This is a genomic window from Muricoccus roseus, from assembly GCF_900141905.1.
Taxonomy (GTDB): Bacteria; Pseudomonadota; Alphaproteobacteria; order Acetobacterales; family Acetobacteraceae; genus Roseomonas; species Roseomonas rosea.
Map to the genome: position 1 here is coordinate 78,460 of NZ_FQZF01000007.1, position 25,437 is coordinate 103,896.

The 25,437-nt window shown below is 71.2% G+C and carries 27 protein-coding genes; 22 read left to right on the forward strand and 5 right to left on the reverse strand.

What is annotated here, in order from left to right; all coding sequences use genetic code 11:
* Positions 1-325 precede the first annotated feature (325 nt).
* Entirely contained in the window at positions 326-1,417 is a 1,092-nt protein-coding gene (add, locus tag BUB97_RS07365; RefSeq protein ID WP_073133180.1) for an adenosine deaminase, read from the reverse strand.
* On the reverse strand, positions 1,417-2,994 hold the full coding sequence (locus BUB97_RS07370) for an ABC transporter substrate-binding protein (protein ID WP_073133182.1): 1,578 nt from the start codon (positions 2,992-2,994) through the stop codon (positions 1,417-1,419). Before BUB97_RS07370 ends, add begins: the two co-directional genes overlap by 1 nt.
* Positions 2,995-3,090: 96 nt before the next feature.
* Between BUB97_RS07370 and BUB97_RS07375 the strand changes: the two genes are divergently transcribed.
* The 6 genes from BUB97_RS07375 to BUB97_RS26775 all read left to right on the forward strand — a co-directional run bounded on the left by BUB97_RS07375 (position 3,091) and on the right by BUB97_RS26775 (position 6,761).
* Positions 3,091-4,518, forward strand: coding sequence for a lactate utilization protein B (locus BUB97_RS07375; RefSeq protein WP_073133184.1), 1,428 nt, complete (start codon positions 3,091-3,093; stop codon positions 4,516-4,518).
* Positions 4,515-5,306, forward strand: a complete 792-nt coding sequence (locus BUB97_RS07380; protein ID WP_073133186.1) for a LutC/YkgG family protein — start codon at positions 4,515-4,517, stop codon at positions 5,304-5,306. The genes BUB97_RS07375 and BUB97_RS07380 overlap by 4 nt, the downstream gene beginning before the upstream one ends.
* A complete protein-coding gene (locus BUB97_RS07385; protein ID WP_073133188.1) occupies positions 5,306-5,836 on the forward strand; it encodes a Smr/MutS family protein in 531 nt (176 codons plus the stop codon). The genes BUB97_RS07380 and BUB97_RS07385 overlap by 1 nt, the downstream gene beginning before the upstream one ends.
* Before the next feature lie 76 nt (positions 5,837-5,912).
* Positions 5,913-6,284, forward strand: a complete 372-nt coding sequence (locus tag BUB97_RS07390) for a DUF6152 family protein (RefSeq protein WP_175562578.1) — start codon at positions 5,913-5,915, stop codon at positions 6,282-6,284.
* Between the two features lie 4 nt (positions 6,285-6,288).
* A complete protein-coding gene (locus BUB97_RS07395) occupies positions 6,289-6,627 on the forward strand; it encodes a hypothetical protein (RefSeq protein WP_245818221.1) in 339 nt (112 codons plus the stop codon).
* Entirely contained in the window at positions 6,621-6,761 is a 141-nt protein-coding gene (locus BUB97_RS26775; protein ID WP_245818222.1) for a hypothetical protein, read from the forward strand. The genes BUB97_RS07395 and BUB97_RS26775 overlap by 7 nt, the downstream gene beginning before the upstream one ends.
* A 34-nt stretch (positions 6,762-6,795) precedes the next feature.
* On the opposite strand, the gene BUB97_RS07400 is transcribed toward BUB97_RS26775, so the two are convergent.
* Both BUB97_RS07400 and BUB97_RS07405 read right to left on the reverse strand, forming a co-directional pair.
* The gene (locus BUB97_RS07400) at positions 6,796-7,656 is read right to left on the reverse strand and encodes an amidohydrolase family protein (RefSeq protein WP_073133192.1); all 861 of its coding nucleotides are present in this window, start codon (positions 7,654-7,656) and stop codon (positions 6,796-6,798) included.
* Positions 7,653-8,636, reverse strand: a complete 984-nt coding sequence (locus tag BUB97_RS07405) for a Bug family tripartite tricarboxylate transporter substrate binding protein (RefSeq protein WP_217659593.1) — start codon at positions 8,634-8,636, stop codon at positions 7,653-7,655. The genes BUB97_RS07400 and BUB97_RS07405 overlap by 4 nt, the downstream gene beginning before the upstream one ends.
* 173 nt (positions 8,637-8,809) lie before the next feature.
* On the opposite strand from BUB97_RS07405, the gene BUB97_RS07410 reads away from it, so the two are divergent.
* On the forward strand, positions 8,810-9,640 hold the full coding sequence (locus BUB97_RS07410) for a 3-oxoadipate:acetyl-CoA acetyltransferase (protein WP_073133195.1): 831 nt from the start codon (positions 8,810-8,812) through the stop codon (positions 9,638-9,640).
* Positions 9,641-9,664: 24 nt separating this feature from the next.
* Positions 9,665-10,018 carry a helix-turn-helix domain-containing protein gene (locus BUB97_RS07415; RefSeq protein ID WP_073133197.1) on the forward strand — a complete coding sequence of 118 codons (354 nt, stop codon included), beginning with the start codon at positions 9,665-9,667 and terminating at the stop codon, positions 10,016-10,018.
* 275 nt (positions 10,019-10,293) lie between these two features.
* On the opposite strand, the gene BUB97_RS07420 is transcribed toward BUB97_RS07415, so the two are convergent.
* Complete coding sequence (locus BUB97_RS07420; RefSeq protein WP_073133199.1) at positions 10,294-11,946, reverse strand: Na/Pi cotransporter family protein; 1,653 nt, start codon at positions 11,944-11,946, stop codon at positions 10,294-10,296.
* A gap of 158 nt (positions 11,947-12,104) precedes the next feature.
* On the opposite strand from BUB97_RS07420, the gene BUB97_RS07425 reads away from it, so the two are divergent.
* From BUB97_RS07425 to BUB97_RS07490, 14 genes are all read left to right on the forward strand, one after another.
* Complete coding sequence (locus BUB97_RS07425; RefSeq protein ID WP_073133201.1) at positions 12,105-13,088, forward strand: dihydrodipicolinate synthase family protein; 984 nt, start codon at positions 12,105-12,107, stop codon at positions 13,086-13,088.
* Positions 13,089-13,093: 5 nt separating this feature from the next.
* The gene (locus BUB97_RS07430; protein WP_073133203.1) at positions 13,094-13,630 is read left to right on the forward strand and encodes a 3-hydroxyanthranilate 3,4-dioxygenase; all 537 of its coding nucleotides are present in this window, start codon (positions 13,094-13,096) and stop codon (positions 13,628-13,630) included.
* Entirely contained in the window at positions 13,627-14,478 is an 852-nt protein-coding gene (locus BUB97_RS07435) for an alpha/beta fold hydrolase (RefSeq protein ID WP_086061980.1), read from the forward strand. The genes BUB97_RS07430 and BUB97_RS07435 overlap by 4 nt, the downstream gene beginning before the upstream one ends.
* A gap of 325 nt (positions 14,479-14,803) precedes the next feature.
* Positions 14,804-15,772 (forward strand): Bug family tripartite tricarboxylate transporter substrate binding protein, encoded by a 969-nt coding sequence (locus tag BUB97_RS07440; RefSeq protein ID WP_073133205.1) that lies wholly within the window; start codon positions 14,804-14,806, stop codon positions 15,770-15,772.
* Between the two features lie 48 nt (positions 15,773-15,820).
* Complete coding sequence (locus BUB97_RS07445) at positions 15,821-17,008, forward strand: ABC transporter substrate-binding protein (protein ID WP_073133207.1); 1,188 nt, start codon at positions 15,821-15,823, stop codon at positions 17,006-17,008.
* 10 nt (positions 17,009-17,018) lie between these two features.
* The gene (locus tag BUB97_RS07450; RefSeq protein WP_073133209.1) at positions 17,019-17,933 is read left to right on the forward strand and encodes a branched-chain amino acid ABC transporter permease; all 915 of its coding nucleotides are present in this window, start codon (positions 17,019-17,021) and stop codon (positions 17,931-17,933) included.
* Entirely contained in the window at positions 17,926-18,987 is a 1,062-nt protein-coding gene (locus BUB97_RS07455; protein ID WP_086061981.1) for a branched-chain amino acid ABC transporter permease, read from the forward strand. Before BUB97_RS07450 ends, BUB97_RS07455 begins: the two co-directional genes overlap by 8 nt.
* Positions 18,980-19,738: an ABC transporter ATP-binding protein gene (locus tag BUB97_RS07460; protein ID WP_073133211.1), complete on the forward strand. Its 759-nt coding sequence runs from the start codon at positions 18,980-18,982 to the stop codon at positions 19,736-19,738. Before BUB97_RS07455 ends, BUB97_RS07460 begins: the two co-directional genes overlap by 8 nt.
* A complete protein-coding gene (locus tag BUB97_RS07465) occupies positions 19,738-20,439 on the forward strand; it encodes an ABC transporter ATP-binding protein (RefSeq protein ID WP_073133212.1) in 702 nt (233 codons plus the stop codon). Before BUB97_RS07460 ends, BUB97_RS07465 begins: the two co-directional genes overlap by 1 nt.
* 2 nt (positions 20,440-20,441) lie before the next feature.
* On the forward strand, positions 20,442-21,293 hold the full coding sequence (locus BUB97_RS07470; RefSeq protein ID WP_217659594.1) for an alpha/beta hydrolase: 852 nt from the start codon (positions 20,442-20,444) through the stop codon (positions 21,291-21,293).
* A gap of 158 nt (positions 21,294-21,451) precedes the next feature.
* Positions 21,452-22,174: a Crp/Fnr family transcriptional regulator gene (locus tag BUB97_RS07475; RefSeq protein WP_073133214.1), complete on the forward strand. Its 723-nt coding sequence runs from the start codon at positions 21,452-21,454 to the stop codon at positions 22,172-22,174.
* 101 nt (positions 22,175-22,275) lie between these two features.
* A complete protein-coding gene (locus BUB97_RS07480) occupies positions 22,276-22,992 on the forward strand; it encodes a Crp/Fnr family transcriptional regulator (RefSeq protein ID WP_245818223.1) in 717 nt (238 codons plus the stop codon).
* Positions 22,993-23,043: 51 nt separating this feature from the next.
* Complete coding sequence (locus BUB97_RS07485) at positions 23,044-24,138, forward strand: HWE histidine kinase domain-containing protein (RefSeq protein ID WP_245818224.1); 1,095 nt, start codon at positions 23,044-23,046, stop codon at positions 24,136-24,138.
* Positions 24,139-24,217: 79 nt separating this feature from the next.
* Positions 24,218-25,423, forward strand: coding sequence for a M20/M25/M40 family metallo-hydrolase (locus BUB97_RS07490; RefSeq protein ID WP_073133215.1), 1,206 nt, complete (start codon positions 24,218-24,220; stop codon positions 25,421-25,423).
* Positions 25,424-25,437: the final 14 nt, after the last annotated feature.

A 25,437-nucleotide genomic window follows, 5' to 3' on the forward strand; every position in this document is an offset into this window, starting at 1 on the left:
CGCCGTGCTTTTCCGACTCTAGCCGAGTGGCCCCGGGGCGCAAGCGGCCCGCTTGTTCTGGGGTGGCGGTCTGTCCCCGGGGAGAGGAAGAAGGAATTCTTCCTCTCCCCGGACCCGTCGAAGGCAGTGCCTTCGACCATCATCTTTTTCTTCGAGTTTGGATTCACTCGGCTGTCGGTGCGCCTGAGGTCCACGACCTCAGGCGACTGCAAACGCAGGAAGGGCACCCTAAACCGGAGACCCCTTCGATCAGGGTATCCACGGCAGTCAAACGGGGTTCCAAGGGCCTCAGGCCCTTGGCGGGTGGAGGGCAGAGCCCTCCGGCTCACCCCCAGGCCGGCCGCGGCCGTTCGATCGCCAGGTCCAGCTTGCGGTCCGCGGGGTCCAGCGCGGGTTCCAGCGCATCCAGCGCCGCCTCGAATTCGGCGCGCAGGGCGGCCTTGCGGTCTGGCGGCAGCCAGGAGGCCTCCACCCCGGCCAGGCTCAGGCGGCGGGCTTCCGGGATGCCCCAGCCGGTGTGGTGGAACACCTGCCGCCAGGAATGGCCGATGGTGGTGGCGAACATGGTCGGGTCGTCGGTGCCCAGCACGATGTTCAGCCCCGCCTCGGCCATGCGGCGGATGCGGTCCAGGCGGGGGATGCGGTTGGGCAGGATGGAGGACCAGCAGGCCATGGTGAAGGGCGTGCCCTCCCGCGCCATGCGCTCCACGATCGCGGGGTCCGCGAGCATGTTGTAGCCGTGGTCCAGCCGGTCGCAGCCCAGGGCGTCGCGGCAGTGGGTGATATGGGCGGGCGGGCCTTCGAAGAGGGTCTGGTTATCCTCGCAGACATGGGCGGTGCGGTGCAGGCCGGCGCGGCCGGCGCGGCGCCAGGCCTCCACCCAGACCAGCGGGGGACCGGCCCGCTCCGCGCCATCGAGGCCGATGCCGACCACGTGCGGATGGGGGTGGGAGGCCATCCAGTCCAGCATCTGCAGCGCCTCGCTGGGAAGGCAGACGCTGCGGTCGATGCAGGCGATCATCAGGGAGGAGACGCCGAAGTCGCGCTCGGCCCGTTCCAGCCCCGCCGCCAGCCCGTCCGCGATCAGCGGGTAGGTCGCGCCATTGGGCGTGTAATAGTGCGGGTTGAAGAAGATCTCGACATGCCTTGCGTTGCCGTGGCGGTGCATGTCCTCGATGCACTCATAGGCAACGCGCTCGAAATCCTCCCGCCGGCGCACGGCGAGGGCGCCGAGGCGGAGGACTTCGAGGAAGCCGTAGAAGTCGGGCCACTGGTAGAGGGTTTCCGCCGGGCGCGGCAGGCGCACGCCGTTCGCGGTGGCGATCTCATGCAGGGTGGTGGCGCGCATGGCGCCGGCGATGTGGCAGTGCAGCTCGACCTTGGGGACCAGGTCGAGCCAGTCGGAGAGGTTGAGCATCAGCGGCCCCGCCGGATGTTCCAGAGGAACATGGCCGGGCCCATCGGCACGTCGTTCAGCTCCGCGCGCCAGGCGGAGGCGGCGACGAACTGGCCGAGGGGCATGTAGAAGCCCTGCTCCGCCGCGCGGGCCTGGATCTTCTCGGCCAGCTGCTTGCGCTCGGCCTCCGACGACGTCGCGGCGAAGGCGGCGCGGTCGGCCTGCACCTGCTCGTCCTTCGGCCAGCCGGCGAAGCCGTTCGGGGCGCCCGCGGCTTCCATGTAGGAGTTCTGCAGGGGCGTCTGCATGTCCGGCACGGTGGCGGTGGTGTGGAAGACGTTCCAGCCCTCCGGGCGCGCGCGGCGGCCGAAGAAGGTGTTCAGGTCCATGCTCTGCAGGTCCACCGTGAAGCCGAGCTTCGTCAGCAGGTCCTGGGTGACGAGGCCGAGGGCCGCGATGCCCGGCGCGTCGGCGGGGTGGATGATCACCACGGGCCTGGAGAGGTCCACGCCGCTTTCGCGCAGCAGGCGCTTGGCGCCTTCCATGTCGGGCTTCGGCGGCATGCCGGCGGTCGTCTCATAGGGCGTGCCGCAGCCGAGCATGGAGCGGCATTCGCGCGCGTATTCGGGCAGGCCGGCGACGCCGGGGAGGTAGTCGGCCTGATCCACCGCCATCATCACGGCGCGGCGCACCCGCACGTCGTTGAAGGGCGGCAGGAGGTGGTTGAAGCGCAGGATGCCCTGATAGCCGAAGGGGGAGACGACCTGCACCTTCACCTCCCGGTTGCGGCGGAGGAGGGGCAGGACATCGGCCGGCAGGCGCTCCAGATAGTCCACCTCGCCGGTGGAGAGGGCGCTCACCTGGCTCGACACGTCGGGCATGGCGATCAGCTCGACGCGGTCGAAGGTCGGGCGCTTGGCGCCGCTGGCCCAGACGGAGGGCTCGGCGCGCGGCCTGTAGCCTTCATGCCGCACCAGCACGATGCGGTCGCCCGGGCGGTATTCGGCGGCCACGAACCGGTAGGGGCCGGAGCCGATGGGCTCGGTCACCGGGCGGTTCGGCGGCGTCTCGGCCAGACGCTTGGGCATGATCATCGGCACCATGGCGCCGGGCTTGGACAGGGCCTGAAGGACGAGGCCGAAGGGCTGCTTCAGCTTGATGCGCACCGTGCGCGCATCCGGGGCATCCAGGGTTTCGGTGGCGCGCAGCATGACGCTGCCCAGGGCATCGCGCTGGCCCCAGCGGCGCAGGCTGGCGGCGCAGTCCTCGCCGGTGACGGGCGTGTTGTCGTGGAAGAGGAGCCCTTCCCGCAGGGTGAAGCGGTATTCCATGCCGTCCGGGCTCACCTCCCAGCGCTCGGCCATCTGGAGGGTGGGTTCCCACTTGTCGTTCACCGCCAGCAGCGTGTCGTAGACGAGGTAGGAGAAGTCCCGCGTGGTGAAGCTGGTGGTGAAATGCGGGTCCAGGATGGTGGTCAGCGTCTCCGGCACCACGCGGAGGGTGCCGGCGCGGCTGGCGCCCTGGGCGCGGGCCAGGCCCGGGGCAAGGGCGGGCGCCGCCAGGAGGGAGGTGGCGGCGAGGAGGGAGCGGCGGTGCATGGGGTACTCTCGGAAAGGCCAGGTGCGAGGATTTGCAAGCAAATCCCGCACCACCGGGGCATTTCACGCCGGGGACCGGCGCGCTAGATAGGGGGCATGGTCGCGCTCACCTCCCCTGACTTCAAGCGTCGCGCCGCCCGGGCCCTGGCCGATCCGGGGCTGCAGAAGGCGCTCAAGCGCGGCGGCTCCGGCTTTCATTCCAAGCGCAGCACGGCCGTGGCCGCCCTGCCGGAATTCGAGCGGCTGCGGGAGATCGGGCGGGACATCAAGAACCACACCCTCGCGAACCTGGACCACTATCTCGAGGTGTTCGAGCGCAACGTGGTGGCCAATGGCGGCCAGGTGCACTGGTGCCGGGACGCGGCGGAGGCGCGGGCCACCGTGCTGGGGATCTGCCGCGAAGCCGATGCGCGGACGGTGACCAAGGGCAAGTCCATGATCTCGGAGGAGATCGGGATCAACGAGCATCTGGAGGCGAACGGGATCACGCCGGTCGAGACCGACCTGGGCGAATATATTCTGCAGCTGGTGAACGAGCCGCCCTCCCACATCATCGCCCCCGCCTTCCATCTGAACCGCGAGGATTGGGAGCAGCGCTTCCGCGCCGCGCATACCGACCTGCCGAAGGACCGCGTGTTCCACGAGCGGCGGGACATCATGGTGGAGGCGCGGCAGAAGCTGCGGGAGCGCTTCCTGGCCGCCGATGTCGGCATCACCGGCGCGAACTTCCTCATCGCCGAGACGGGTTCCTCCGTCATCGTGACGAATGAAGGGAATGGCGACCTGACGCAGACGCTGCCGCGCGTGCATATCGCGCTGGCGAGCATCGAGAAGGTGGTGCCGACGCTGGAGGACTGCACGTCGCTGCTGCGCCTGCTGGCCCGCAGCGCGACGGGGCAGGATTTCTCGGTCTACACCACCTTCTCCACCGGCGTGCGGCGCGCGGAGGACCTGGACGGGCCCGAGGCGTACCATGTGGTGCTGATCGACAACGGCCGCTCCAACATGGTGGGCACCGAGTTCCAGGAGATGCTGCGCTGCATCCGCTGCGCGGCCTGCATGAACCACTGCCCCGTCTATGGCGTGACGGGTGGCCATGCCTATGGCTGGGTCTATCCGGGGCCGATGGGCAGCGTGCTGACGCCTTCGCTGGTGGGCGTGGAGAAGTCCGGCCACCTGCCCAACGCCTCCACCTTCTGCGGGCGCTGCGAAAGCGTGTGCCCGGTGAAGATCCCGCTGCCGAAGATGATGCGGCATTGGCGGGAGCGGGAGTTCGAGCGCCACCTCACGCCTTCCACCATCCGCCGCGGGCTGGGCGTCTGGGCCTGGTTCGCGCGTCGGCCAGGCTGGTATCGCGCGGCCTCGCGCCTGGGCATGGGCGCGCTGGCGCTGCTCGGCCGCGGGTCCGGGCGCTTCCGCAGCCTGCCCCTGGCTGGTGGGTGGACCAGGGGGCGCGACCTTCCGGCGCCGGAGCCTGGGGGAACCTTCATGGCGCGCTATGCCGCGACGCAGAGGCGGCGATGAGCAGCCGCGACGAGATCCTCGGCGCCATCCGGCGCGGGCTGAAGCGCGGGCCGCTGCCGGCGGACCAGAAGGCGATGCTGGATGGCCGGCTGGCGACGCATCCGCGCCACCTCATCCCCGCGCGCTCCCGCGTGTCGCGGCCCGAGCAGATCGCGCTCTTCGTGAAGAACGTGGAGAAGGAGTTCGGGACGGTGGAGCGCGTGCCGGATGCCGCCTCCGTCCCCGCCGCCGTGTCGGATTACCTGGCGGCGCAGAACCTGGAGCCGCGCTTCGTCATGGCGCCGCATCCGGAGCTGACCGCGCTGCCCTGGCCGGACCGGCCGATGCTGCGCTTCGAGACGCGGCGGGCGCGGGCGGATGACGCGGTGTCCGTGCAGCATGTCTGGGCGGCGGTGGCGGAGACGGGGACGCTGCTCTTCCCCTCCGATCCCTCGCGCCCGACGACGCTGAACCTGCTGCCGGAGACGGAGATCGCGGTGGTCCGCGCCTCCGCGATCGTCGGCGCCTATGAGGAGGCCTGGGACCGGCTGCGGGCCGAGCGCGGCGGCGCGGAGCCCTCGGGCGGCTTCATGCCGCGCAACATCATGTTCGTGACCGGACCTTCGCGTTCGGCCGATATCGAGCAGACGCTGGAGCTGGGCGCGCATGGCCCGCGCCGGCTGCATGTGGTGCTGGTGGAGGACGAGCCCGCCGCCCGCACCACCCTTTCGGAGGTTGCCGATCCGCGCCCCCTCGCGGCGCGGGAACCCGTGGCGCGGCCGGGCGAGATCGCCAACCCGGCGGACTGATGGCCCGCCGGCCTCGCATCGTCTCGGCTTCCGAAAGGGCGCTGTGGCACGCCTATCTCTCGCTGAACGCGGTGGAGGCGCTGCCGGGGCGGGAGGCGCCGCCGCCGCCGTCCGCGCCGCTGCCCGAGCCGGCCCCGGCCCCCGCCGGGGCGCCGGCGCCGCCGCGCCCGAAGGGGCCGCCCACCGTGCCGCCCGTGGCGGTGGGCCAGCCCGGCGCGGGGATGGATGACAAGCGGTGGCGCGACCTGCGGCGCGGCAAGACCCGGCCCGAGCGCACCCTGGACCTGCATGGCCGGCGCGCGGAGGAGGCCCATGGCGCCACCATCGCCTTCCTGCGCGGGGCCCATGCGGATGGGGTGCGCTGCGTGGCGATCGTGACGGGCAAGGGCAGCGGCGAGGGCGGGATCCTCAGGCGGGAACTGCCGCACTGGCTGAACCTGCCCTCCGTGCGGCCGCTGATCCTGGGGGCCGCGCATCCGCACCGGGCCAATACGGGGGCGGTGCATCTCCTTCTGCGGCGCAGGCGGTAGGGGCCGGCGCCGCAATTTGTCACTGGATGCGTGGGCCTGGCTGGATGAACGTCCTGTCATGAGCAGGGAGGCATCCATGGACCGACGGGCATTGCTGGGCGCGACTGCGATGGCGCTGGTCGCCAAGGGAGCGGCCGCGCATCACGGCTGGGGCTGGGCGGAAGGCGAGCAGACGGAGCTGACCGGCACCATCCGCGAGGTGACCATCGCCCCGCCGCACCCGACCCTGCGCGTGGAAACGCCGGATGGCCTTTGGACGGTGGAGCTCGGAAATCCCTCCCAGACGCAGCGCGCCGGCTTCGTGGAGGGCGTGGCCAAGCCGGGCGACCGCATCGTCGCGCGCGGGAACCGCTCCCAGAACAGCAGCGAGCGCCGGTTGAAGGCGGTGCGGGTGACGGTCGGCGACCGGCGCTTCGATATCTATCCGGAGCGCATCCAGGGCGGCTGAAGCCTTGGACCCTTTGCAGGCCCTGGCAGGGTGGCCGGTGGCCGTCGCGCTGCGGCAATCGCCGGCGCTCTACCCGCTGGCCAATGCGGCCCATATCCTCGGGATCGGGCTTCTCGTGGGCGCGATCTTCACGCTGGACCTGCGCGTGCTGGGGGCCTTCCGGCAGGCGCCGCTGACCGTGCTGGGGCCGCCGCTGGTGCGGATGGCCGCGATCGGGCTGGGGCTGGCGCTGGTGACGGGGTTCCTGATCTTCACCGTCCGCCCCGCGGGCTATGCCGCCAACCCCGCCTTCCTGGTGAGCTGGGGCTGGTGGTGGCGGGGCTGGCGAATGTGCTGGTGCTGAAGCTGGGGACCGGGTGGCGGCAGGCGCTGGCGGGCGGGGCGGTGGGCTGGCCGGTCCGGGTTGCGGCGGTGCTGTCCCTGCTGATCTGGGCCGGCGCCGTGCTGGCGGGGCGCTGGATCGCCTTCGTGGAGTAGGGGCGGGAAGGGCTTCGCCCGCCCCGCCCCTTCCTCATGGCGCGACGGGCGGGAAGCCGTAGAGCCGCGCCGGGTTGCGGGTGAGGATGCGATCCCGGGCCTGCTCGTCCGTCCAGTCCAGGAACACCTCCAGCAACCGGGCCGGATCCGGCACCCCGCCTTCCGGGCGCGGGTGCGGCCAGTCCGTGCCCCAGACGAGGTTATCCGGATTGGCGGCGACCAGTGCGTCATGGAAGGGACGGGCCTCCGCATAGTCGGGCGCCGTGGCGCCGAGGCGGTAGGTGCCGGAGAGCTTCGCCCAGAGCCGCCCTTCCGCCACGCCCTGGCGCAGGGCCTCGAAGCCCGGGTCCCGCGTGCCGCGGCTGTGGTGCAGGCGGCCCATATGGTCCACCACGACCGGAAGCCCGAGCGCCGCGAGGCGCGGCAGCAGCGCCGGCAGGTCCGCCGCATCGATCCAGAGCTGGAGGTGCCAGCCCATCTCGGCCATCAGCGGCGCGAGGGGCTCGATCTCGTCCAGGCGGACGCCGCCGTGATAAGCGGCCTGGCCGGCCCGGCGGTATTCGTTCGCGCGCAGACCACGGATGCCGGCCTCGTGCCATTCGCGCAGGATGGCCGGGGTCAGCTCCGCGCCGCCGACGCCCACGCCGCGCAGCCGCTCCGGCGCGCGGCGAAGGGCATCGAGCGTCGCGCGGTTGTCGCGGTCATAGGCGCTGGGCTGGACGATGACGCCGCGCGCCAGGCCCAGCCGGTCCAGCAGGGCGAGGTAGTCCTCCAGCGTCGCGTCCTCCGGCGTGTAGGAGCGCGGTTCGGCATAGGGGAAGCGCGCGGCGGGGCCGAAGACATGGCAGTGGCAGTCGCAGGCGCCGGGCGGGACGCGTGGATCGGGCGCGCTCATTCCGGCTTGATCCCCGCGAGGTCGGCGGCGCGCTTCGCATCGGCGGCCTGGCGCCTCAGGAAGGCGGTGAAGCCCTCCGGCGTCTGCTCGGGGCCGGAGGCGATCTCCGAGCCCAGCCCCTCCAGCTTCGCCCGGATCGCCGGATCGTCGGTCGCGGCGGCGATCGCGTCCCGCAGCGCGGCGAGCACGGGGGCGGGCGTTGCGCGCGGGGCGAGCAAGCCGCAATAGCTGGCGGCGACGAAATCCGGCAGCCCTGCCTCGGTAAAGGTCGGGACCTCCGGCAGCAACGGCGAGCGACGCACGGAGGCGATGGCGAGGATGCGGCCCTTGCCGTCCTTGTGCAGAGGCAGGGCGGTGGAGAATTCGGTGAACATCGCGCGGACGTTGCCGGCGAGGAAATCCGGCACGATGGCGCCACCGCCGCGATAGGGCACATGGACCAATGCGGCGCCGGTCGCGCTGTTGAACAGCTCCAGAGTCAGATGCGCGGTGCTGCCCGCGCCCGGCGTGCCGGTGGTGAAGCCGCCAGGCTCGGCCTTCGAGAGTCCGACGGCATCCGCCACCGTGGCGGCACGGGTGCCGTTGGTGACCATCAGCACCAGCGGCACGGCATTCACCAGCGCGACGGGAGCGAAGTCGCGCAGCGGCTCATAGGGCAGGCGCGCCTGCACCAGCGGGTTCACCGTGATGGGGCCGTTGGAGCCGGCGAGCAGCGTGTAGCCATCCGCGGCCGCGCGGGCCACCTGCTCCGCGCCGAGGCTGCCGCCGGCGCCGGGGCGGTTATCCACCACCACGGGCTGGCCCAGCCGTTCGGACAGCGCGGGGGCGAGGAGGCGGCTGACGACATCGATATTGCCGCCGGCCGCATAGGGCACGACGACGCGGAGCGGCCTTTCGGGCCAGGCTGCGCGTGCGGCGCGCGGCAGCAGGGCGCCGGCGGACAGGCCCGCCAGCGCCAGGGTTTGGCGACGGTTCAGCATTCCTGGATCTCGTTCTTCCCGTTTCCGGGGGTCGCCCGGTCTGCGCCGGCCCTGGCCCCCCAGGGCATTCTGCACAGGCCGGCGCCCAAGGAGATACGCTACGCCGGCGGGGCCTTTTGCCGCGGCCTCCTCGATTTCCTACACTCACGCGGCTCGTCAGAGGAGGACGCACCGTGGATCCCGTCGTCGTCGCGGTCGCCATCACCGGATCGGTGCCGCGCAAGAAGGACAATCCGGCCGTTCCCGTCACCCCGGCGGAGCAGGTGGAGTCCACGCATGAGGCCTTCGAGGCCGGGGCCTCGCTCGTGCATATCCATGTGCGCAACCCCGACGAATCCTCCTCCTCCGACCCCGCGCTCTTCGCACAGGTGCAGGAGGGCGTGCGGAAGCACTGCCCCGGGATGATCGTGCAGTTCTCCACGGGCGGGCGCGGGCGCGATCCCTCGGCGCGCGGCTCCTCCCTGCCGCTGAAGCCCGACATGGCCTCGCTCTCCACCGGGTCGGTGAACTTCCCGACCATCGTCTACGAGAACCCGGCCGCGCTGGTGACGGAGCTGGCGACGGGAATGCGCGACAACGGGGTGCTGCCCGAGATCGAGATCTTCGACCTTTCCCACCTGCATGGCGCGCGGCGCCTGCTGCAGGAAGGGCTGATGAACGCGCGCCCGCATGTGCAGTTCGTGATGGGCGTGAAGAACGCCATGCCGGCCGAGGAACATCTGCTGGACCTGATGCTGGGCGAGCTGCGCCGCGTGCTGCCGGAGGCCAGCTGGACCGCCGCCGGGATTGGCGTGAACCAGGCGCGGGTGATGGAATGGGCGCTGGCGCGTGGCGCGCAAGGCGTGCGCACGGGGCTGGAGGACAACATCCGCGTCTCGCGCGATCGCCTCGCCGCCTCGAATGCGGAGCTGGTGCGGATGGCGGTGGAGGCCGCGGCCCGCCACGGCCGCCGCCCCGCGACGCCGTCCGAGGCCCGGCGCATGCTCGGCCTTGCCGCCTCCTGAAGCGCCGACGGTCCCCACACGGACATGACGCCCTTCGGCGCGCGGCTTCGGCAATGGCGCGAGGCGCGGGGCGTGACGCTGGCGCAGATGGCGGCGGCGATGCAGGTCTCCTCCGCCTATCTCTCGGCGCTGGAACACGGGCGGCGCGGCGCGCCCTCCGTCGGGTTGGTGCACCAGGTCTGCGAATATCTCGGCCTCATCTGGGACGACGCCGACGAGCTACGGCGCCTGGCGCAGATCTCGCGGCCACGCGTGGTGCTGGACGCGGGCGGGCTCACGCCCGAGGCAACGGAACTGGCCAACCGGCTGGCGGATTCCTTCCGCCGCCTGCCGCCGGAACGGGTGGCGGCGCTGCTGGCGGCTCTGGAGGGGCGGTAAGAGACGGAGGGCTCCGCCCTCCACCCGCCAAGGGCCTGAGGCCCTTGGAACCCCATCGGACTGCCGTGGATACCCCGGATCGAAGGGGTCCCTGGTTGGAGGGGATTGATCCTGCCTTTGCAGTCGCCTCGGGTCATCGACCCGAGGCGCACCGTCAGCCCCGTGATTCCAACTGATAGAAAAAGATGATGGGTCGAAGGCACTGCCTTCGACGGGTCCGGGGAGAGGAAGAATTCCTTCTTCCCCTCCCCGGGACAGACCGCCCCCCAGAACCCTCAAGCAGCCGGCGTTGCCCGAAGCCGGCTGACGCGCAGCATGCCCTCTCGCTCCAGCAGCGGGTGGGCGATGCCGGCGAGGTGGCCGGCGATGGCCTTCAGGTCGCGGGTCACGTCCAGCGCCAGCCGCGCGGTGGCGGCGGAGGCTTCGTCGGTGCTGCGGCCCAGCCGGGCCACGGCAGCGCGCTCGGCCTGGCGCCAGGCCTCTTTCTCCACCACCAGTTGGCGTGCGGCGGCGGGGTCCTGCCCCATGAAGACCGCGACCGCGAGGCGGAGCTGGGCGATGGCGCGGCGGTGGAGCCCCGCCAGTTCCTCCGCGAGGTCGGGTGGGAGGGCGGTGCCGCGGCGGGCGGCGCGGGTGGCGTGGCGGGCCAGGCCGCGTTCCACCATGTCCCCCACATGCTCGAGGATGATGGCGACGTCGCGGATGTCCTCCAGCCGCGTCACCTCCGGCTGGGCCAGGGCTTCGCGCGGCAGGCCGGCGAGGTACGCATGCACCGCCCGGTGCAGGCCGTCCACCACGTCGTCGCGCCGGGCGGTGGCCTTGGCGCGGTCTGCGTCGCCACGGCGCAGGGCGGCGGAGGCGTCGCGCAGCATGGCCTCCACCTCATCCGCGATGCGCAGCACCTCCCGCGCGGCGTTGGAGAGGGCGACGGCCGGGGTGGAGACGGCCTCGGGGTCCAGGTAGCGGGGGGCGGCCGCGTCGGCGGCGGCGGGCGGGGCGGGCAGCAGGCGGGTGAGCAGCCGCCCGAATGGGCCGAGGAGGGGCAGCGTCGCCACGGCCAGGATCAGGTTGAAGGCGAGGTGGGCATTGGCCACCAGCCGCACCGGGGCGGGATCGAGCGCGCGGAGCGCCTCGGTCAGCGGCCCCAGCAGGGCCATGGCGAGCGCCGCGCCGGCCATCCGGTTCACCAGGTTGCCGATGGGCATGCGCTGGCGCGACAGGTCCCGCGTATCGCCCCGCGCGGCCAGCACGGGGGTGATGGCGCTGCCGAGATTGGCGCCCACCACCATGGCCACCGCTGCCTGCGGGCCCAGCACCCCGGCCCCGGCGAGGGAGCCGACCAGCAGCACCGCCGCCACCGAGGAATGCATGGCCCAGGCGAGCAGCGCGGCTGCCATGAGGTTCAGCGCGGGCGAGCCTTCGAGCAGGTGCAGCACCTCCCGGAAGGCGGGGGAGGCCTGGAGGGGGGCCATGCTCTCCAGCATCAGGTGCAGGGCGGCGAGCATGAGGCCGAGGCCCATCACGGCCCGCCCTGCCTCCCGCTGGCGGATGACGGGGCGGCGATAGGCCGCCCAGCCCAGGAGCATGAGGGCGGGGAACACCGCGCGCACGTCGAAGGAGAGCAACTGGACGATCAGCGCGGTGCCGACATTGGCCCCCAGCATGGCGGCCAGGGCGGGTTCCAGCCCCAGCGCGCCCTGGGCGGCGAGGCCGCCCACCATCAGCGCGGCGGCGGTGCTGCTCTGCAGGGCGGCGGTGACGCCGAGGCCGGCGAGGAAGGCGCGTAGGCGCGAGCCGAGCGCCACGCGCACGAAGCGGCGCAGATTCGCGCCGAACCCCCGCTCCACCCCGCGCTGCACGAGATGCAGCCCGAAGAGTAGCAGGGCGGCCTCTCCCGCCAGCTCGACCAGCAGCCTGATTGCGTCCAACGCCACCTCCACTCCCCCTCATAGTGGCGTCGGCGGGGCGGGGTTGCACGCGGAATGTGGAAAGCCGGGCATCAACATTGGAAGGTTCAACTCTTCGGGCAGGCTTTCCGGCCACCCGCCCCTGCCGATAGGCTTCGCGCCAGCATGGGAGGCGGGCGATGAGCGGGAGCTATGACCGGGCCGGGGCGAAGGGCTTCGCCCGGGAACATCTGCGGGGGATCTGGTGCGCGGCGCCCACGCCCTTCCGGGCCGACCTCTCGCTCGACGAAGCCGGTTTCCGCGCCAATCTCCGCCACTGGTTCACCGAGCTGGGGGTGGACGGGGTCTTCGTGGCGGGGAAGCAGGGCGAGTTCTTCTCCATGTCCGTGGAGGAGCGGAAGCGGAGCTTCACCCTGGCGGCCGAGGTGGCGCGGGAGACGGGCAAGCGGACGATCATGTCCTGCTCGGACCAGAACCTGGACACGGTGCTGGAGCTGGCCGCCCATGCCGAGGCCTGCGGGGCGGACTTCATCGTCGTCCATGCCCCCGTGCTGCACTTCGTGCACGACCGCGACGAGACGCTGGTGGAGTACTACCGCCACATCAGCGAGCGGACGCGGCTGGGCATCGCGCTCTGGTCGCATCCGGACAGCGGCTACCTGATGAGCCCGGATCTCTGCCTGCGGATCGCGGAGAACCCAGGCGTGGTGGCCATCAAGTACTCCGTCCCGCGGGAGATGTATGCGGAGCTCTCGCGCCGGGCCGGCGATGCGCTGCTGGTCAGCACGGCCAGCGAGGATGAATGGCTGGACAACATCCTGGAGCTGGGCTGGCGGCTCTATCTCTGCTCCTCCCCGCCCGCGATGCTGCAGACGGCGGCGGACAGGAGGATGCGCGAATACACGGATCTCGCCTTCGCCGGGCGGGCCGGGGAGGCGCGCCGGGTGTTCGACAGCCTCGCCCCGGTGCGGCAGGCCATCCGCTCCACCAAGCCGGGCGGCAAGCCGCAGGCGCATACGAAATACTGGATGGAGCTGCTGGGGCAGGCCGGCGGCCCGGTGCGCCGCCCCATGCTGCCGCTGACCGATGCCGAGCGCGCCGCCACCCGCGCCGCCTTCGCCGGCTGCGGCCTCAAGGTCCCCACCCGCCAGGCCGCGGAGTGAACCCGATGCGCAAGCCCTTCGACTTCCAGGCCTGGATTGCCGAGAACGAACACCTGCTGAAGCCGCCCGTCGGCAACAAGCTGCTCTTCGAGGATGCGCAGACGGTGGTGCAGATCGTCGGCGGCCCGAACCAGCGCGTGGATTTCCACGACGACCCGGTGGAGGAGTTCTTCTACCAGCTGCGCGGCGACATGGTGCTGAAGGTGCATATGGACGGGCGCATCCAGGACATCCCAATCCGGGAGGGGCAGGTCTTCCTGCTGCCGGCCCATGTGCCGCATTCGCCGCAGCGCCCCATGCCGGGCTCGGTCGGCCTCGTGGTAGAGGGCAGCCGGCCCGAGGGCGCGAAGGACGCCTTCGAGTGGTACTGTTTCACGTGCAACGGGAAGGTGCATCGCATCGAACTGGTGGTGAAGGACATCGTGAAGGACCTGCCGCCCCTTTATGCCGAGTTCTATGCCAGCGAGGAGAAGCGCACCTGCCCACATTGCGGCACGCTCCACCCGGGCAAGACGCCGCCGGAGGGCTGGGTGAGCCTGTGATCCGCCATCCCGACGGCACCGAGGCCCCTCCCCTTCCCGAGACGCGCTTCGCCGAGCTGGACGCGGCCGCGCTCGGCCTCGAGCATGGCCGGCTGTCCTACATGGAGGCCGGGGCGGGGCCGGAGGTGGTGCTGCTGATGCATGGCATCGGCTCCAACGCCACCGGCTGGCGCTTCATCCTGTCCGCCCTCGCGCGCCGCGCGCGCGTCATCGCATGGAACGCGCCGGGCTACTGGCTCTCCGCCGATTTCGCCGCGGAGGCGCCGCTGGCGACGGATTACGCGCGCGTGGCCGTCGCCCTGCTGGATGCCTTGGGCGTCGAGCGCGCGCATTTCGTCGGCTCCTCCTTCGGCTCCATGATCGGCGCGGTGATCGCCGCGGAATACCCGTCCCGGGTCGGGCGCCTCGCCCTGCTCGGCTCCTCCCGCGGGCAACGCTGGAAGCCGCAGGCCGAACGCGAGCGGATGCTGGCCATGCGGCGGGATACGATCGCGGGCGGGGGCATGGCCCTGGCCCGGGAACGCTGGCGGAACCTCGTCGCCCCCGGAACGCCGGACAGCGTGGGGGAATGGGTGCGCGACACCCTCTCCGCCACCCACGCCAAAGGCCTGCTCCGCTCCGCCCGCGCGAGCGACGTGACGGACACGCTGGACTTCGCGCCCCGCATCGCCACCCCCACCCTCATCCTGGTGGGCAGCGAGGACCGGGTGAACCCGCCCGAGGTCAGCCGTGCCATGGCGAAGGCCATCCCGGGCGCGGTGATGCGGGTGCAGGAGGGCGTGGGGCACCTGGCGAAGCTGGAGGCTCCCGGGGCGACGCTGGGGGCGCTGGAACGGCATCTGTTCTGAGCGGGCGGTCTGTCCCCGGGGAGAGGAAGAAAGAATTCTTCCTCTCCCCGGACCCCTCACCTTCTTCTTTTTCTTCGAGTTTGGAATCACGGGGCTGACGGTGCGCCTCGGGTCCATAACCCGAGGCGACTGCAAAGGCAGGAACAGCGCCCAGCGACCCGAGACCCCGCCGGTCAACGGTATCCACGGCAGTCAGACGGGGTTCCAAGGGCCTCAGGCCCTTGGCGGGTGAAGGGCGGAGCCCTTCGCTGGAACCCGGCCTGCCAAGTTCCCGGTGCAACGCCCCTATGGAGCTGGCCCGGAACCTGCCTAACCTTTCCCCGCCATGCCTGTCACCCGACGTCTCTTCCTCGCCGCGCCTGTCCTGGCGGCACCTGCCCTGGCCCAGCCGGCCTGGCCGGACCGGCCGGTGCGGCTTGTCGTGCCCTACCCGCCCGGGGGTGGGTTGGATGCCTTGGCGCGGGCGCTCGCGGACCGGCTGACGCCGGTGTGGAGGCAGGCCGTGACGGTGGACAACCGGCCGGGCGGCGCGACCATTCCGGGCACGGATGCTGTCGCGAAGGCGGCGCCGGATGGGCATGTGCTGCTGATGACCTCCGACGCGTCGGTCACGGCCAATCCGCACCTGCATGCGCGGCTGCCACATGACCCGATGAAGGACCTGGCGCCCGTCTCCTACCTGCTGGACGTGCATCAGATGGTGCTGATGCATCCCGACGTGGCGGCACGGGACATGGCGGGGCTCGTGGCGGCGGCGCGGGTGCGGCCGGGGGCACTGAACTACGGTTCCTACGGGCCGGGAAGCCAGCCGCATCTCCTGTTCGAGGCGCTGAAGGCGCGGGAGGGCATCGACATCGCCCAGGTGGCCTATCGCGGGTTGACGCCGGCGGTGCTGGGCACCGTATCCGGCGAGGTGCAGGGCACGCTGGCGGGCGTGGCCTCCGCGCGGGAGTTCCTGGCGACGGGGCAGCTGCGCGCGCTGGCGGTCGGCCGCCCGGCGCGGCTGCCGCAGCTTCCGGACGTGCCCACGCTGATTGAGGCGGGATATCCCGAGGCGGACCCGCGCACCTGGTTCGGCCTTTTCGCACCCGCGAGAACGCCGCCGGCGCTGCTGGCGCGCATCCAGGCCGATGTGGCGGCGGCGATGGAGGATCCGATGGTCCGGGAACGGCATCTCACGCCCAATGGCTACACCGTGCACGCGGCCACGCCGGAGGCTTCGGCCGCGCTGGTGGCGGCGGATTTCGAGGCCAAGCGGGAACTCGTTCGGCTTTCGAACGCGCGGGTGGACTGAGGACCGAAAACCCCTTTAAGCTTCAACGAAACGACACGGAGGCTTCCAATGAACCTGCATCGCCGTGGCCTTCTGGCCTCCGGCGCCGCCCTCGGGCTCGGCGCCGCCTCGCTTGCCCGGCCCGCCATCGCCCAGGGCGCGCCGCTGAAGATCGGCATGATCACCACCCTCTCGGGTGCGGGCGGCTATATCGGCCAGGATATCCGGGACGCCTTCCTGCTCGCGATCGAGCTTTCGGGCGGCAACCTGGGCGGCACCAACGTGCAGGTCATGGTGGAGGATGACGGCTTCCGCCCCGGCCAGGGCAAGCAGGTGGCCGAGCGCTTCATGAAGAACGAGCGCATCAAGCTGCTCACCGGCATCATCTTCTCCAACATCCTCGGCGCCGTGGCGCCGGATGTGCTGGATGGGGGCGGCATCTATGTCTCGCCCAACGCCTCGCCCTCCAACCTGGCGGGGCGCGAGTGCCACAAGAACTTCTGGTCCATCGCCTGGCAGAATGACAGCCTGCATGAGAGCGCGGGGCAGCTGGCCACCAATCTCGGCCAGAAGCGCATGTTCATCCTGGCGCCGAACTATCAGGCCGGGCGCGATGCGCTGACCGGCTTCAAGCGGCTCTACAAGGGGCAGGTGGTGGGCGAGGTCTATACCCGCCTCGACCAGACCGACTACGCGGCGGAGATGGCGCAGATCCGCGCCGCGAACCCGGAGGGCGTGTACCAGTTCCATCCGGGCGGGCTCGGCATCGCCTTCCTGCGGCAATATGTGCAGGCCGGGCTGCTGGCGAATGTCCCGATGACCCTCGCCGCGCCCTCCATGGATGCGACGACGCTGGCGGCGGTGGGCGACGCCGCAGTGGGCATCAACCTGACCAGCCACTGGAACACGGATTTCGACAACGCGCCGAGCAAGCGCTTCGTCGCGGCCTTCCAGCAGAAGTTCAACCGCGTGCCGACCTATTACGCGCAGCAGAGCTTCGACACGGCGCTGGCCATCGGCGCCGCGCTGCGCGGCACGGGCGGCAAGGTGGACGATACCGAGGCCTTCTACCGCGCGATGAAGCCCGCGAATTTCGAGAGCACGCGCGGCAAGTTCTCCTTCGGCTCCAACAACCACCCCATCCAGGACTGGTACGCGCTGAAGGTGGAGAATGTGGGCGGCAAGCCGGCGCTGGTGACGCAGGGCAAGGTGTTGAGCGACCACGGGGACGTCTACGCGTCCCAGTGCCGCTTCTGAGGGCGCGCGCGTGGGGCTTCTGCTGGAGCAGCTTCTCAACGGCGTCCAGCTCGGCGTCACGCTGTTTCTTCTCGCGGCCGGGCTGACGCTGGTCTTCGGCATCATGGGCGTGATCAACCTCGCCCATGGTTCCCTCTACATGATCGGCGCCTATGCGGCGGCGGTGACCGCCGCCGCCACCGGTTCCGCGCTGCTCGCCCTCCTCGCGGGGCTGGCGGCCGCAGGGGTGACGGGGATGGCGATCGAGTTCCTGGTGCTGCGGAGGCTCTATGCGCGGGATCATCTGGACCAGGTCCTGGCCACCTTCGGCCTGATCCTGTTCTTCAACGAGGCGATGGTGCTGCTGTTCGGGCGGCAGCCGCTTTTCGTGAACGTGCCGGAGGCCCTGCGCGGCACGCTGCGCGTGCTGCCGGGGGTGGACTACCCGGTGTTCCGGCTGCTGATCATCGCGCTGGGCCTGCTGGTGGCGCTCGGCCTCTACATCCTCATCCAGCGCACGCGCATCGGCATGCTGGTGCGCGCCGGCGCCACCCACCGGGAGATGGTGCGGGCGCTGGGGGTGGATGTGCGGATGCTCTACACGCTCATCTTCGGGCTGGGCGCGCTGCTGGCCGGGCTGGCCGGGGTGATGGCGGGGCCCATCCTTTCCGTGCAGCCGCAGATGGGCGAGCAGATCCTCATCACCACCTTCGTGGTGGTGGTGATCGGGGGCATCGGTTCCGTGCGCGGCGCGCTGTTCGGCGCGGTGCTGGTGGGCGTGGTGGACACGCTGCTGCGCGCCTATGTGCCCGGCCTGCTGCGCCAGGTGATGGAGGGATCGGAGGCGGACGCGCTGGGCGCGGGCCTCGCCTCGATGGGGGTCTATCTGCTCATGGCGCTGGTGCTGCTGGTGAAGCCGCGCGGATTGTTCCCCGCCCATGCGTAGGGCCTGGCGCGACGAACGGCTCTGGGCCGTGCTGCTGCTGGCGCTGGCCGCGCTGGTCCCGGTGGTGGCGCCGATGCTGGGCAGCCCGGCGACGGTGGGGCTCGCCACGCGCATCGTCATCTACGGGCTGGCGGCCTCCTCGCTGCATCTCATCCTCGGCGGGGCCGGGCTCGTCTCCTTCGGCCATGCCGCCTTCTTCGGGCTGGGCGGCTACGCGGTGGGGATCCTCTATGCCCATCATGTCTCGGGCGAGCCCTTCCTCGGCTTCATCCCGGGGTCGAACGACCTGCTGGTGACGATGCCCGCCGCCATCCTGGCGGGCGGCATCGGCGCCGCCATCATCGGCGCGCTGTCGCTCCGCACGGCGGGGGTGCAGTTCATCATGATCACCCTCGCCTTCGCGCAGATGCTCTACTTCCTCTTCGTCTCGCTGAAGGCCTATGGCGGCGATGACGGGCTGGCGATCCGCCGCGTGGTGCCGGTGCTGGGGATGAACCTGCGCGACCCGGCGACGCTCTACTGGATCTGCCTCGGCCTGCTCGCGCTCTGGCTCTTCCTGATGGACCGCATCCGGCGCTCCCGCTTCGGGCGCATCCTCGCCGGCGTGCGGCAGGGGGAGCGGCGCATGGCGGCGATCGGGGTCCGCACCTATCCCTACAAGCTGGCCGCCTTCACCATCGCGGGCATGGGCGCGGCCATGGCGGGCGCGCTGATGGTGAACTACCTCCGCTTCGTCTCGCCGGACATGATGCACTGGACCAAGTCCGGCGAGCTGATGGTGATGGTCATCCTCGGCGGGCTGGGCACGCTGCTGGGCCCGGTGGTGGGCGCGGCGGCACTGGTTTCGCTGGAATACACCCTCTCCGGCCTGACGGAGCACTGGCAGTTCGTCCTCGGCCCCATCCTGCTGCTCGTCGTGCTCTTCGCGCGCGGCGGCATCCTGGGCGGGCTGCGGCGGCTGGCCGGGCGGCCGGCGGAGCATGAGGCGCAGCCGCTGCCGCCCGGTGAGTTGCCCTCGGGCGGGACGGCGCCGGAGCGCGCGGCCCATGGCTGAACCGGTTCTCTCCGTCCAGCACCTGGTGAAGCGCTTCGGCGGGCTGACCGCGACGGACGACCTCTCGATCGAGGTGCTGCCGGGCGAGCTGCACGCGCTGATCGGCCCGAACGGCGCGGGCAAGACCACGGCCATCGGCCAGATCATGGGGGAGATCGCCCCGGATTCCGGCCGCATCCTCTTCATGGGCGCGGAGATCACCCGGCTCTCCACCCCCGCCCGCGTGCGGCGCGGCCTGTCCCGCACCTTCCAGATCACGCAGCTGCTGGAGGACGACACGGCGGAGGACAACGTGGCGCTCGCCGTGCAGGCCCATGCCGGGCACTCCTTCCGCTTCTGGCGCGATGCCTTCCGCGATGCGCGGCTGCGCGGGCCCGCGCGGGCGGCGCTGGAGCGGGTCGGGCTGCCCGAGGCGCGCTGGGGCCTGGCGGTGGCCGACCTTTCCCATGGGGAGCGCAAGCAGCTGGAGCTGGCCGTGGCCCTGGCGGGCGAGCCGCGCATGCTGCTGCTGGACGAGCCCATGGCCGGGCTGGGGGCGAGCGAGAGCCTGCGGATGACCGAGGTGCTGCGCGGGCTGAAGGGGCGCATCCCCATCCTGCTGGTGGAGCATGACATGGATGCGGTGTTCAGCCTGGCGGACCGCATCTCGGTGCTGGTCTATGGCCATTGCATCGCCTCCGGCACGCCGGAGACCATCCGGCACGACCCCACGGTGCGCGCCGCCTATCTCTCCGAGGAGGAGGCGGTCTGATGCTTCTCGTGGAAGGGCTGCGCGCCGGCTATGGCGGCGCGGAGGTGCTGTTCGACGTGAACCTCCGCGTCGGCCAGGGGGAGGTGGTGACGCTGCTGGGCCGCAACGGCATGGGCAAGACCACCACGGTGCGCGCCATCATGGGGCTGAACCCGCCGCGCGGCGGGCGGGTGGAGTTCCGCGGCGCCGTGGTCTCCGGCCTGCCGCCGGAAGGCGTGGCCCGGCGCGGGATCGGGCTGGTGCCGGAGGGGCGGCAGGTCTTCCCGACGCTGACGGTGCGCGAGAACCTCGTCGCCACCGCGGCCGACCGGGAGAAGGCGGCGCATCCCTGGACGCTGGAGCGGGTCTTCACCCTGTTCCCCCGGCTGCGCGAGCGCGCGCACCAGTCCGCCCGCACCCTGTCGGGCGGGGAGCAGCAGATGCTCGCCATCGGGCGGGCGCTGATGACCAACCCGCATCTGCTGATCCTGGACGAGGCGACGGAGGGGCTGGCGCCCGTCATCCGCGCCGAGATCTGGACGACCCTGGCCGCGCTGAAGGCCGAGGGCCAGGCGATCCTGCTGATCGACAAGACCCTGGCCGCCCTGCGGCGCCTGGCGGACCGGCACACGGTGCTGGAGAAGGGCCGGACGGTGTGGGAGGGGACGGGAGCCGAGCTGGACCGGGACCACGACCGCGTCCGCGCCTGGATCGGGGTTTAGCCTTGGACGCCGCGACGCTGGACCGCGAGTACAACGCGCGCGCCACCACGCCGGATGTGCTGGAGATCCTGGCCGAGTACCGGGCGCGCACGGATGCGGCGAAGGCCGTGCTGCCCTGGTCCACCCAGGCCTATGGGCCGAGCGAGCCGGAGCGGCTGGACATCTACCCCGCTGGGGCTGGCCCCGCCCCGGTGCTGGTCTTCATCCATGGCGGCTACTGGCGCGCGCTGGACGCGGCCGATTCCGGCTCCATGGCGCCGGCCTTCGTGGCGGCGGGGGCCTGCGTGGTTTCGGTGAACTACACCCTGGCGCCCGCCGCCAGCCTGGACCGGATCGTGGAGGAATGCCGCCGGGCCCTGGCCTGGGTGCACGGGAACATCGCCCGCTTCGGGGGCGACCCGGCGCGCATCCATGTGGCGGGCAGCAGCGCGGGCGGGCATCTGGCGGCCATGCTGCTGGCGCCGGGCTGGCAAGCCGGGCTGGGCCTGCCGGCGCGCCCCCTGGCCGGCGCGACCCTTCTTTCCGGCCTGTTCGACCTCACCCCCCTGCCGCACACCCATATCAATGCCTGGATGGCGCTGGATGCGGCGGCGGCGGCGCGGAACAGCCCGGCCCTGCTGCCCCTGCCCACCGGGCTGCCCCCCGGCTTTCCCGTGGTGCTGGCGCATGGCGACACGGAGACATCCGCCTTCAAGCGGCAGACCTCGGAGTTCGCGGCCGCCCTGCGGGACGCGGGCTGCGCGGCGGAGGTGGTGCCGCCCCGGCCGGGCTCGAACCATTTCGACCTGGTGTTCGATTTCGGCGAGCCGGGGAACCCGTTGCACCGGGCGACACGGCGCGTGATGGGGCTGTAGCGCCGCCTTCCGCACCGCCTCGCGGCCCGTTTCTCTCCTGCGCCCGGTTGGTTTGCAGACCCGGAATAACCATCTTTCCTCTATCGCCCGCCGAGTATCTGGCTGCCGGCGACTGAGAGAGGTCCGCGCTCCCGCCCCGTTTTCGCGAGGAGCGCCTCATGGCCACATCCCCTCATCGTTCGTCTATCCGCAACCGCCTTCTCAAGGCCCTGCCTCCGGAATCGCTGGACCGCATCCTGCCCAAGCTCGTTCCGGTGGAGCTGCCACTGCGGAAGCAGCTCTACCAGCCGGACCGCCCCATCGAGGCCGCCTACTTCCCCGAGGAGGGCATCATCTCGATGGTCTCCGTCCTCGATGAAGGCATGCAGGCCGAGGTCGGGATGGCCGGGCGGGAAGGCATGCTGGGCACCCCGCTGCTGGCGGGGGTGGAGACCTCCTTCGTCGAGAGCATGGTGCAGCTGGGCGGCAGCGGGCTGCGGATGGAGGCGCATGCCTTCCGCGACGAGGTGGAGGCGAACCGCCCCTTCCGCACCCTTCTTCTTCACTACAGCGAGGCGCATCAGGCCCAGATGATCCAGACGGCGGCCTGCAACGGGAACCACGGGCTGGAGCAGCGCTTCGCCCGCTGGCTGCTGATGGTGCATGACCGCGTGGATGGCGACGAGATGTCGCTGACGCAGGAATTCATCGCCGTCATGCTGTCCGTGCATCGGCCGAGCGTGACGGTCGCGGCCGGCATCCTGCAGCGGGCGGGGCTGATCCGCTACGCCGCGGGCCGGGTGACCATGCTGGACCGGCCGGGCCTCGAGGCGGTCTGCTGCGAATGCTATGGCGCGGTGCGCCGCCGTTTCGAAACGGTGATGGGGCAGCCGGTTTCCTGAATGTATGGAAGGCGACCGCCAGGGCGCCGCCGATGCGCCATACCGGCCCCCGCCGGCGACTGAGACACGCGCTCCCGCCATGACGCTGCGAGGAGTGCCTTTTGATCCTTGCCGATCCGATGCCCCGCAACCGCCTCCTCGCGGCGTTGCCACAGGACGTGCTCGCGCATCTTCTCCCGAAGCTTACGCCGGTCGAACTCTCCATGCGGCAGGCGCTGTACCGCCCCGCCGCGCCGATCGACGCCGCCTATTTCCCGGAGGCCGGCATCATCTCGATGGTGTCGATTCTCTCGGAAGGCGAACAGGTCGAGGTCGGGATGGTCGGGCGGGAGGGCATGGTGGGCACGCCGCTCCTCGCCGATGTCGAGACCTCCTATGTCGAATCTATGGTGCAGGGCCCGGGCAGCGCACTGCGGATGGAAGCCCGCGCCTTCCGCCAGGAATTGCAGGCGAACCCGTCCTTCCGCGCGCTCCTTCTCCGCTACAACGAGGCGCATCAGGCGCAGGTGATCCAGACGGCGGCCTGCAACGGGCGGCACGCGCTGGAGCAGCGGCTCGCCCGCTGGCTGCTGATGGTGCATGACCGGACCGATGGCGACGAGATTCCGATCACGCAGGACTTCATCGCCACCATGCTCGGCGTCCATCGCCCGAGCGTCACGGTGGCCGCGGGCGCGCTGCAGCGCGCGGGGCTGATCCGCTACACCGCCGGGCGTGTCACCGTGCTCGACCGCGGGCGGCTCGAAGCGGCCTCCTGCGAGTGCCACGCCGCCGTGCGCGACCGATTTGCGGAGGTGGTCGGACTTCCCATCTCATGATGTATGGAACCTTACCGCGCTGCGGCGGAGGACCTCCCTAAACGCTAGCTCGTGACGACATCTATTTCTCATCACGACATTCGCGCCGAGGGCTCCGCCGCGATTCCGATCACCGCGGAGGCGGCGCGGATCGCCGCGCTCGAGGAGGAGCTTCGCTCCCTGCGGGCGGAGAACGACCACTTCCACCAGATCCTCGACAGCGCAGCCGAATACGCGATCGTCACGATGGATCTGGAAGGGCGGATCAGCAGCTGGAATGCGGGCGCCCGCAAGGTGCTCGGCTATGCGGCCGCGGAGATCCTGGGCCGTTCGGGGGAGATCTTCTTCGCCCCGGAGGACCGGGCCGAGGGCGCCTTCGTGACCGAGCTGTGCCGGGCCCTGGACCGGGGGCGCGCGGTGAACGAGCGATGGCATCTGCGGCGCGACGGCTCGCGCTTCTGGGCGAGCGGGTTGATGCTGCCCCTGATGGACGAGGATGGGCAGCCGCAGGGCTTCCTCAACATCCTGCGGGACGGCAGCGAGATGCGGGCCGAGGCGGAGCGCCAGGCCCTGATCCAGGCCGAGCTGGCCCACCGGGTCAGGAACACGCTCTCGCTCGCGCATGTCATCGCGGTGCAGACCCTGCGCCACACCGATGGGCCCGAGGCCTTCCAGGCCGAGTATGCCAGCCGCCTCCAGGCCCTCGGGCGCTCGCATGAGATGCTGGCCCATGGCGGGTGGGACGGAGCGCCGCTGCGCAAGCTCGTCGAGCATGCCCTGACCCCGCATCGGCACGGGCCCGGCCGCGTCGCCATCGAGGGCCTGCCGGTCCGGCTCGCTTCCGCCGCCGTGGTCAAGCTCAGCCTGGCCTTCCATGAGCTCACCACCAACGCGGCCAAATATGGCTCCCTTTCCGTGCCGGAGGGCGCGGTGGAGGTCACCTGGTCCCTGCTGCGCCCGCAGAACGGCCGGAAAATGCTCGAAATCGTCTGGCGTGAGCGCGGTGGCCCGCCGGTGAAGCCGCCGGAGCGGCGGGGCTTCGGCACGCGCCTGCTGGAGCAGAGCCTGCGGCATGAATTCGGCTGCACGGTCACCCTGGCTTTCGAGCCGGAGGGGCTGGAATGCCGGATCTGCCTGCCGCTGACCGCCAACGTGCTCGGCTTCTAAGAAGGGGCCCGGGCCGGGTCTGGACAGGAGGCCGCGCCCGTCGCATGGGGCATCCCGTTGCAGGAAACGGGGGTCTCCGATGGTCGAGCAGGTGATGAAGAGCGCAGCCTATCAGGAGGCGCTGCGGCACCTCGCGGCCGGGCATGAGCGCTTCGTCGAGGAGACCATCCGCCTGACCGAGATCCCCGCCCCCTTCTTCCAGGAGGAGGAGCGCGGGCGCGCCTATCTCGAAATGCTGCGCGAGGCGGGGCTCGAGGAATGCGAGATGGACGCCGAGGGCAATGTGATGGGCCTGCGGCGGGGGCTGGGGAACGGCCAGCTGGTCGTCGTCGCCGCGCATCTGGACACGGTCTTCCCCCCCGGCACGGACCTCAAGGTGCGGCGCGAGGGCACGCGCCTCTACGCCCCCGGCATCGGCGACGACACGCGCAGCCTGGCGATGAACCTGGCCTTCCTCCGCGCCATGGATGCGGCGGGCATCCGCACGAAGCACGACATCCTCTTCGTCGGCAATGTGGGCGAGGAAGGGCTGGGCGACCTGCGCGGCATCCGCTTCCTCTTCACCAAGGGGCGCTACGCCGGGCGCATCGCCGCCTTCATCTCCGTCGAAGGCCCGATGGGCATGGGCACCATCGTCTCCGGCGCCACAGGCTCGCTGCGCTACCGCGTCACCTTCCGCGGGCCCGGCGGGCACAGCTTCATGGATTTCGGCATCGTCAGCCCCTCCTTCGCGCTGGCCGAGGCGATGGCCGGCCTCTCCCGCATGGCGGTGCCGAAGGAGCCGCGCACGACCTTCAGCGCGAGCGTGATCGGCGGCGGCACCTCGGTGAACTCCATCCCCAACGAGGTGTGGCTGGAAGTGGACCTGCGCTCGGATTCCGCGCAGGAGCTGGCGCGCATCGACAACGCCTTCAAGGCGATCGTCGCCAAGGCGGTGGAGGGCGAGAACGCGGCGCGCAGCACCGCCAAGGGCCCCGTCACCGTGGAATGGAAGAAGATCGGCGACCGGCCCGCCGGCGCGATCGACCGCGAGAGCGAGCTGGTGGCACACGCCACCGCCGCCGCCCGCGCACTCGGCTTCTCGCCGAAGACGGTGGCCAGCTCCACCGATGCCAGCATCCCCATCTCGCTCGGCATCCCCGGCATCGCGGTGAGCGCCGGGGCGGGCGCGGGAGCGCATACGCTGGACGAATGGGTGGATGTGGAGCCGAAGCAGACGCTGCACGACATGCAGCTGGCCTTCGCGACGCTGCTGCAGACGGCGGGGATGGACGCCGGCGGCTGATCGCCTTGTTCTGA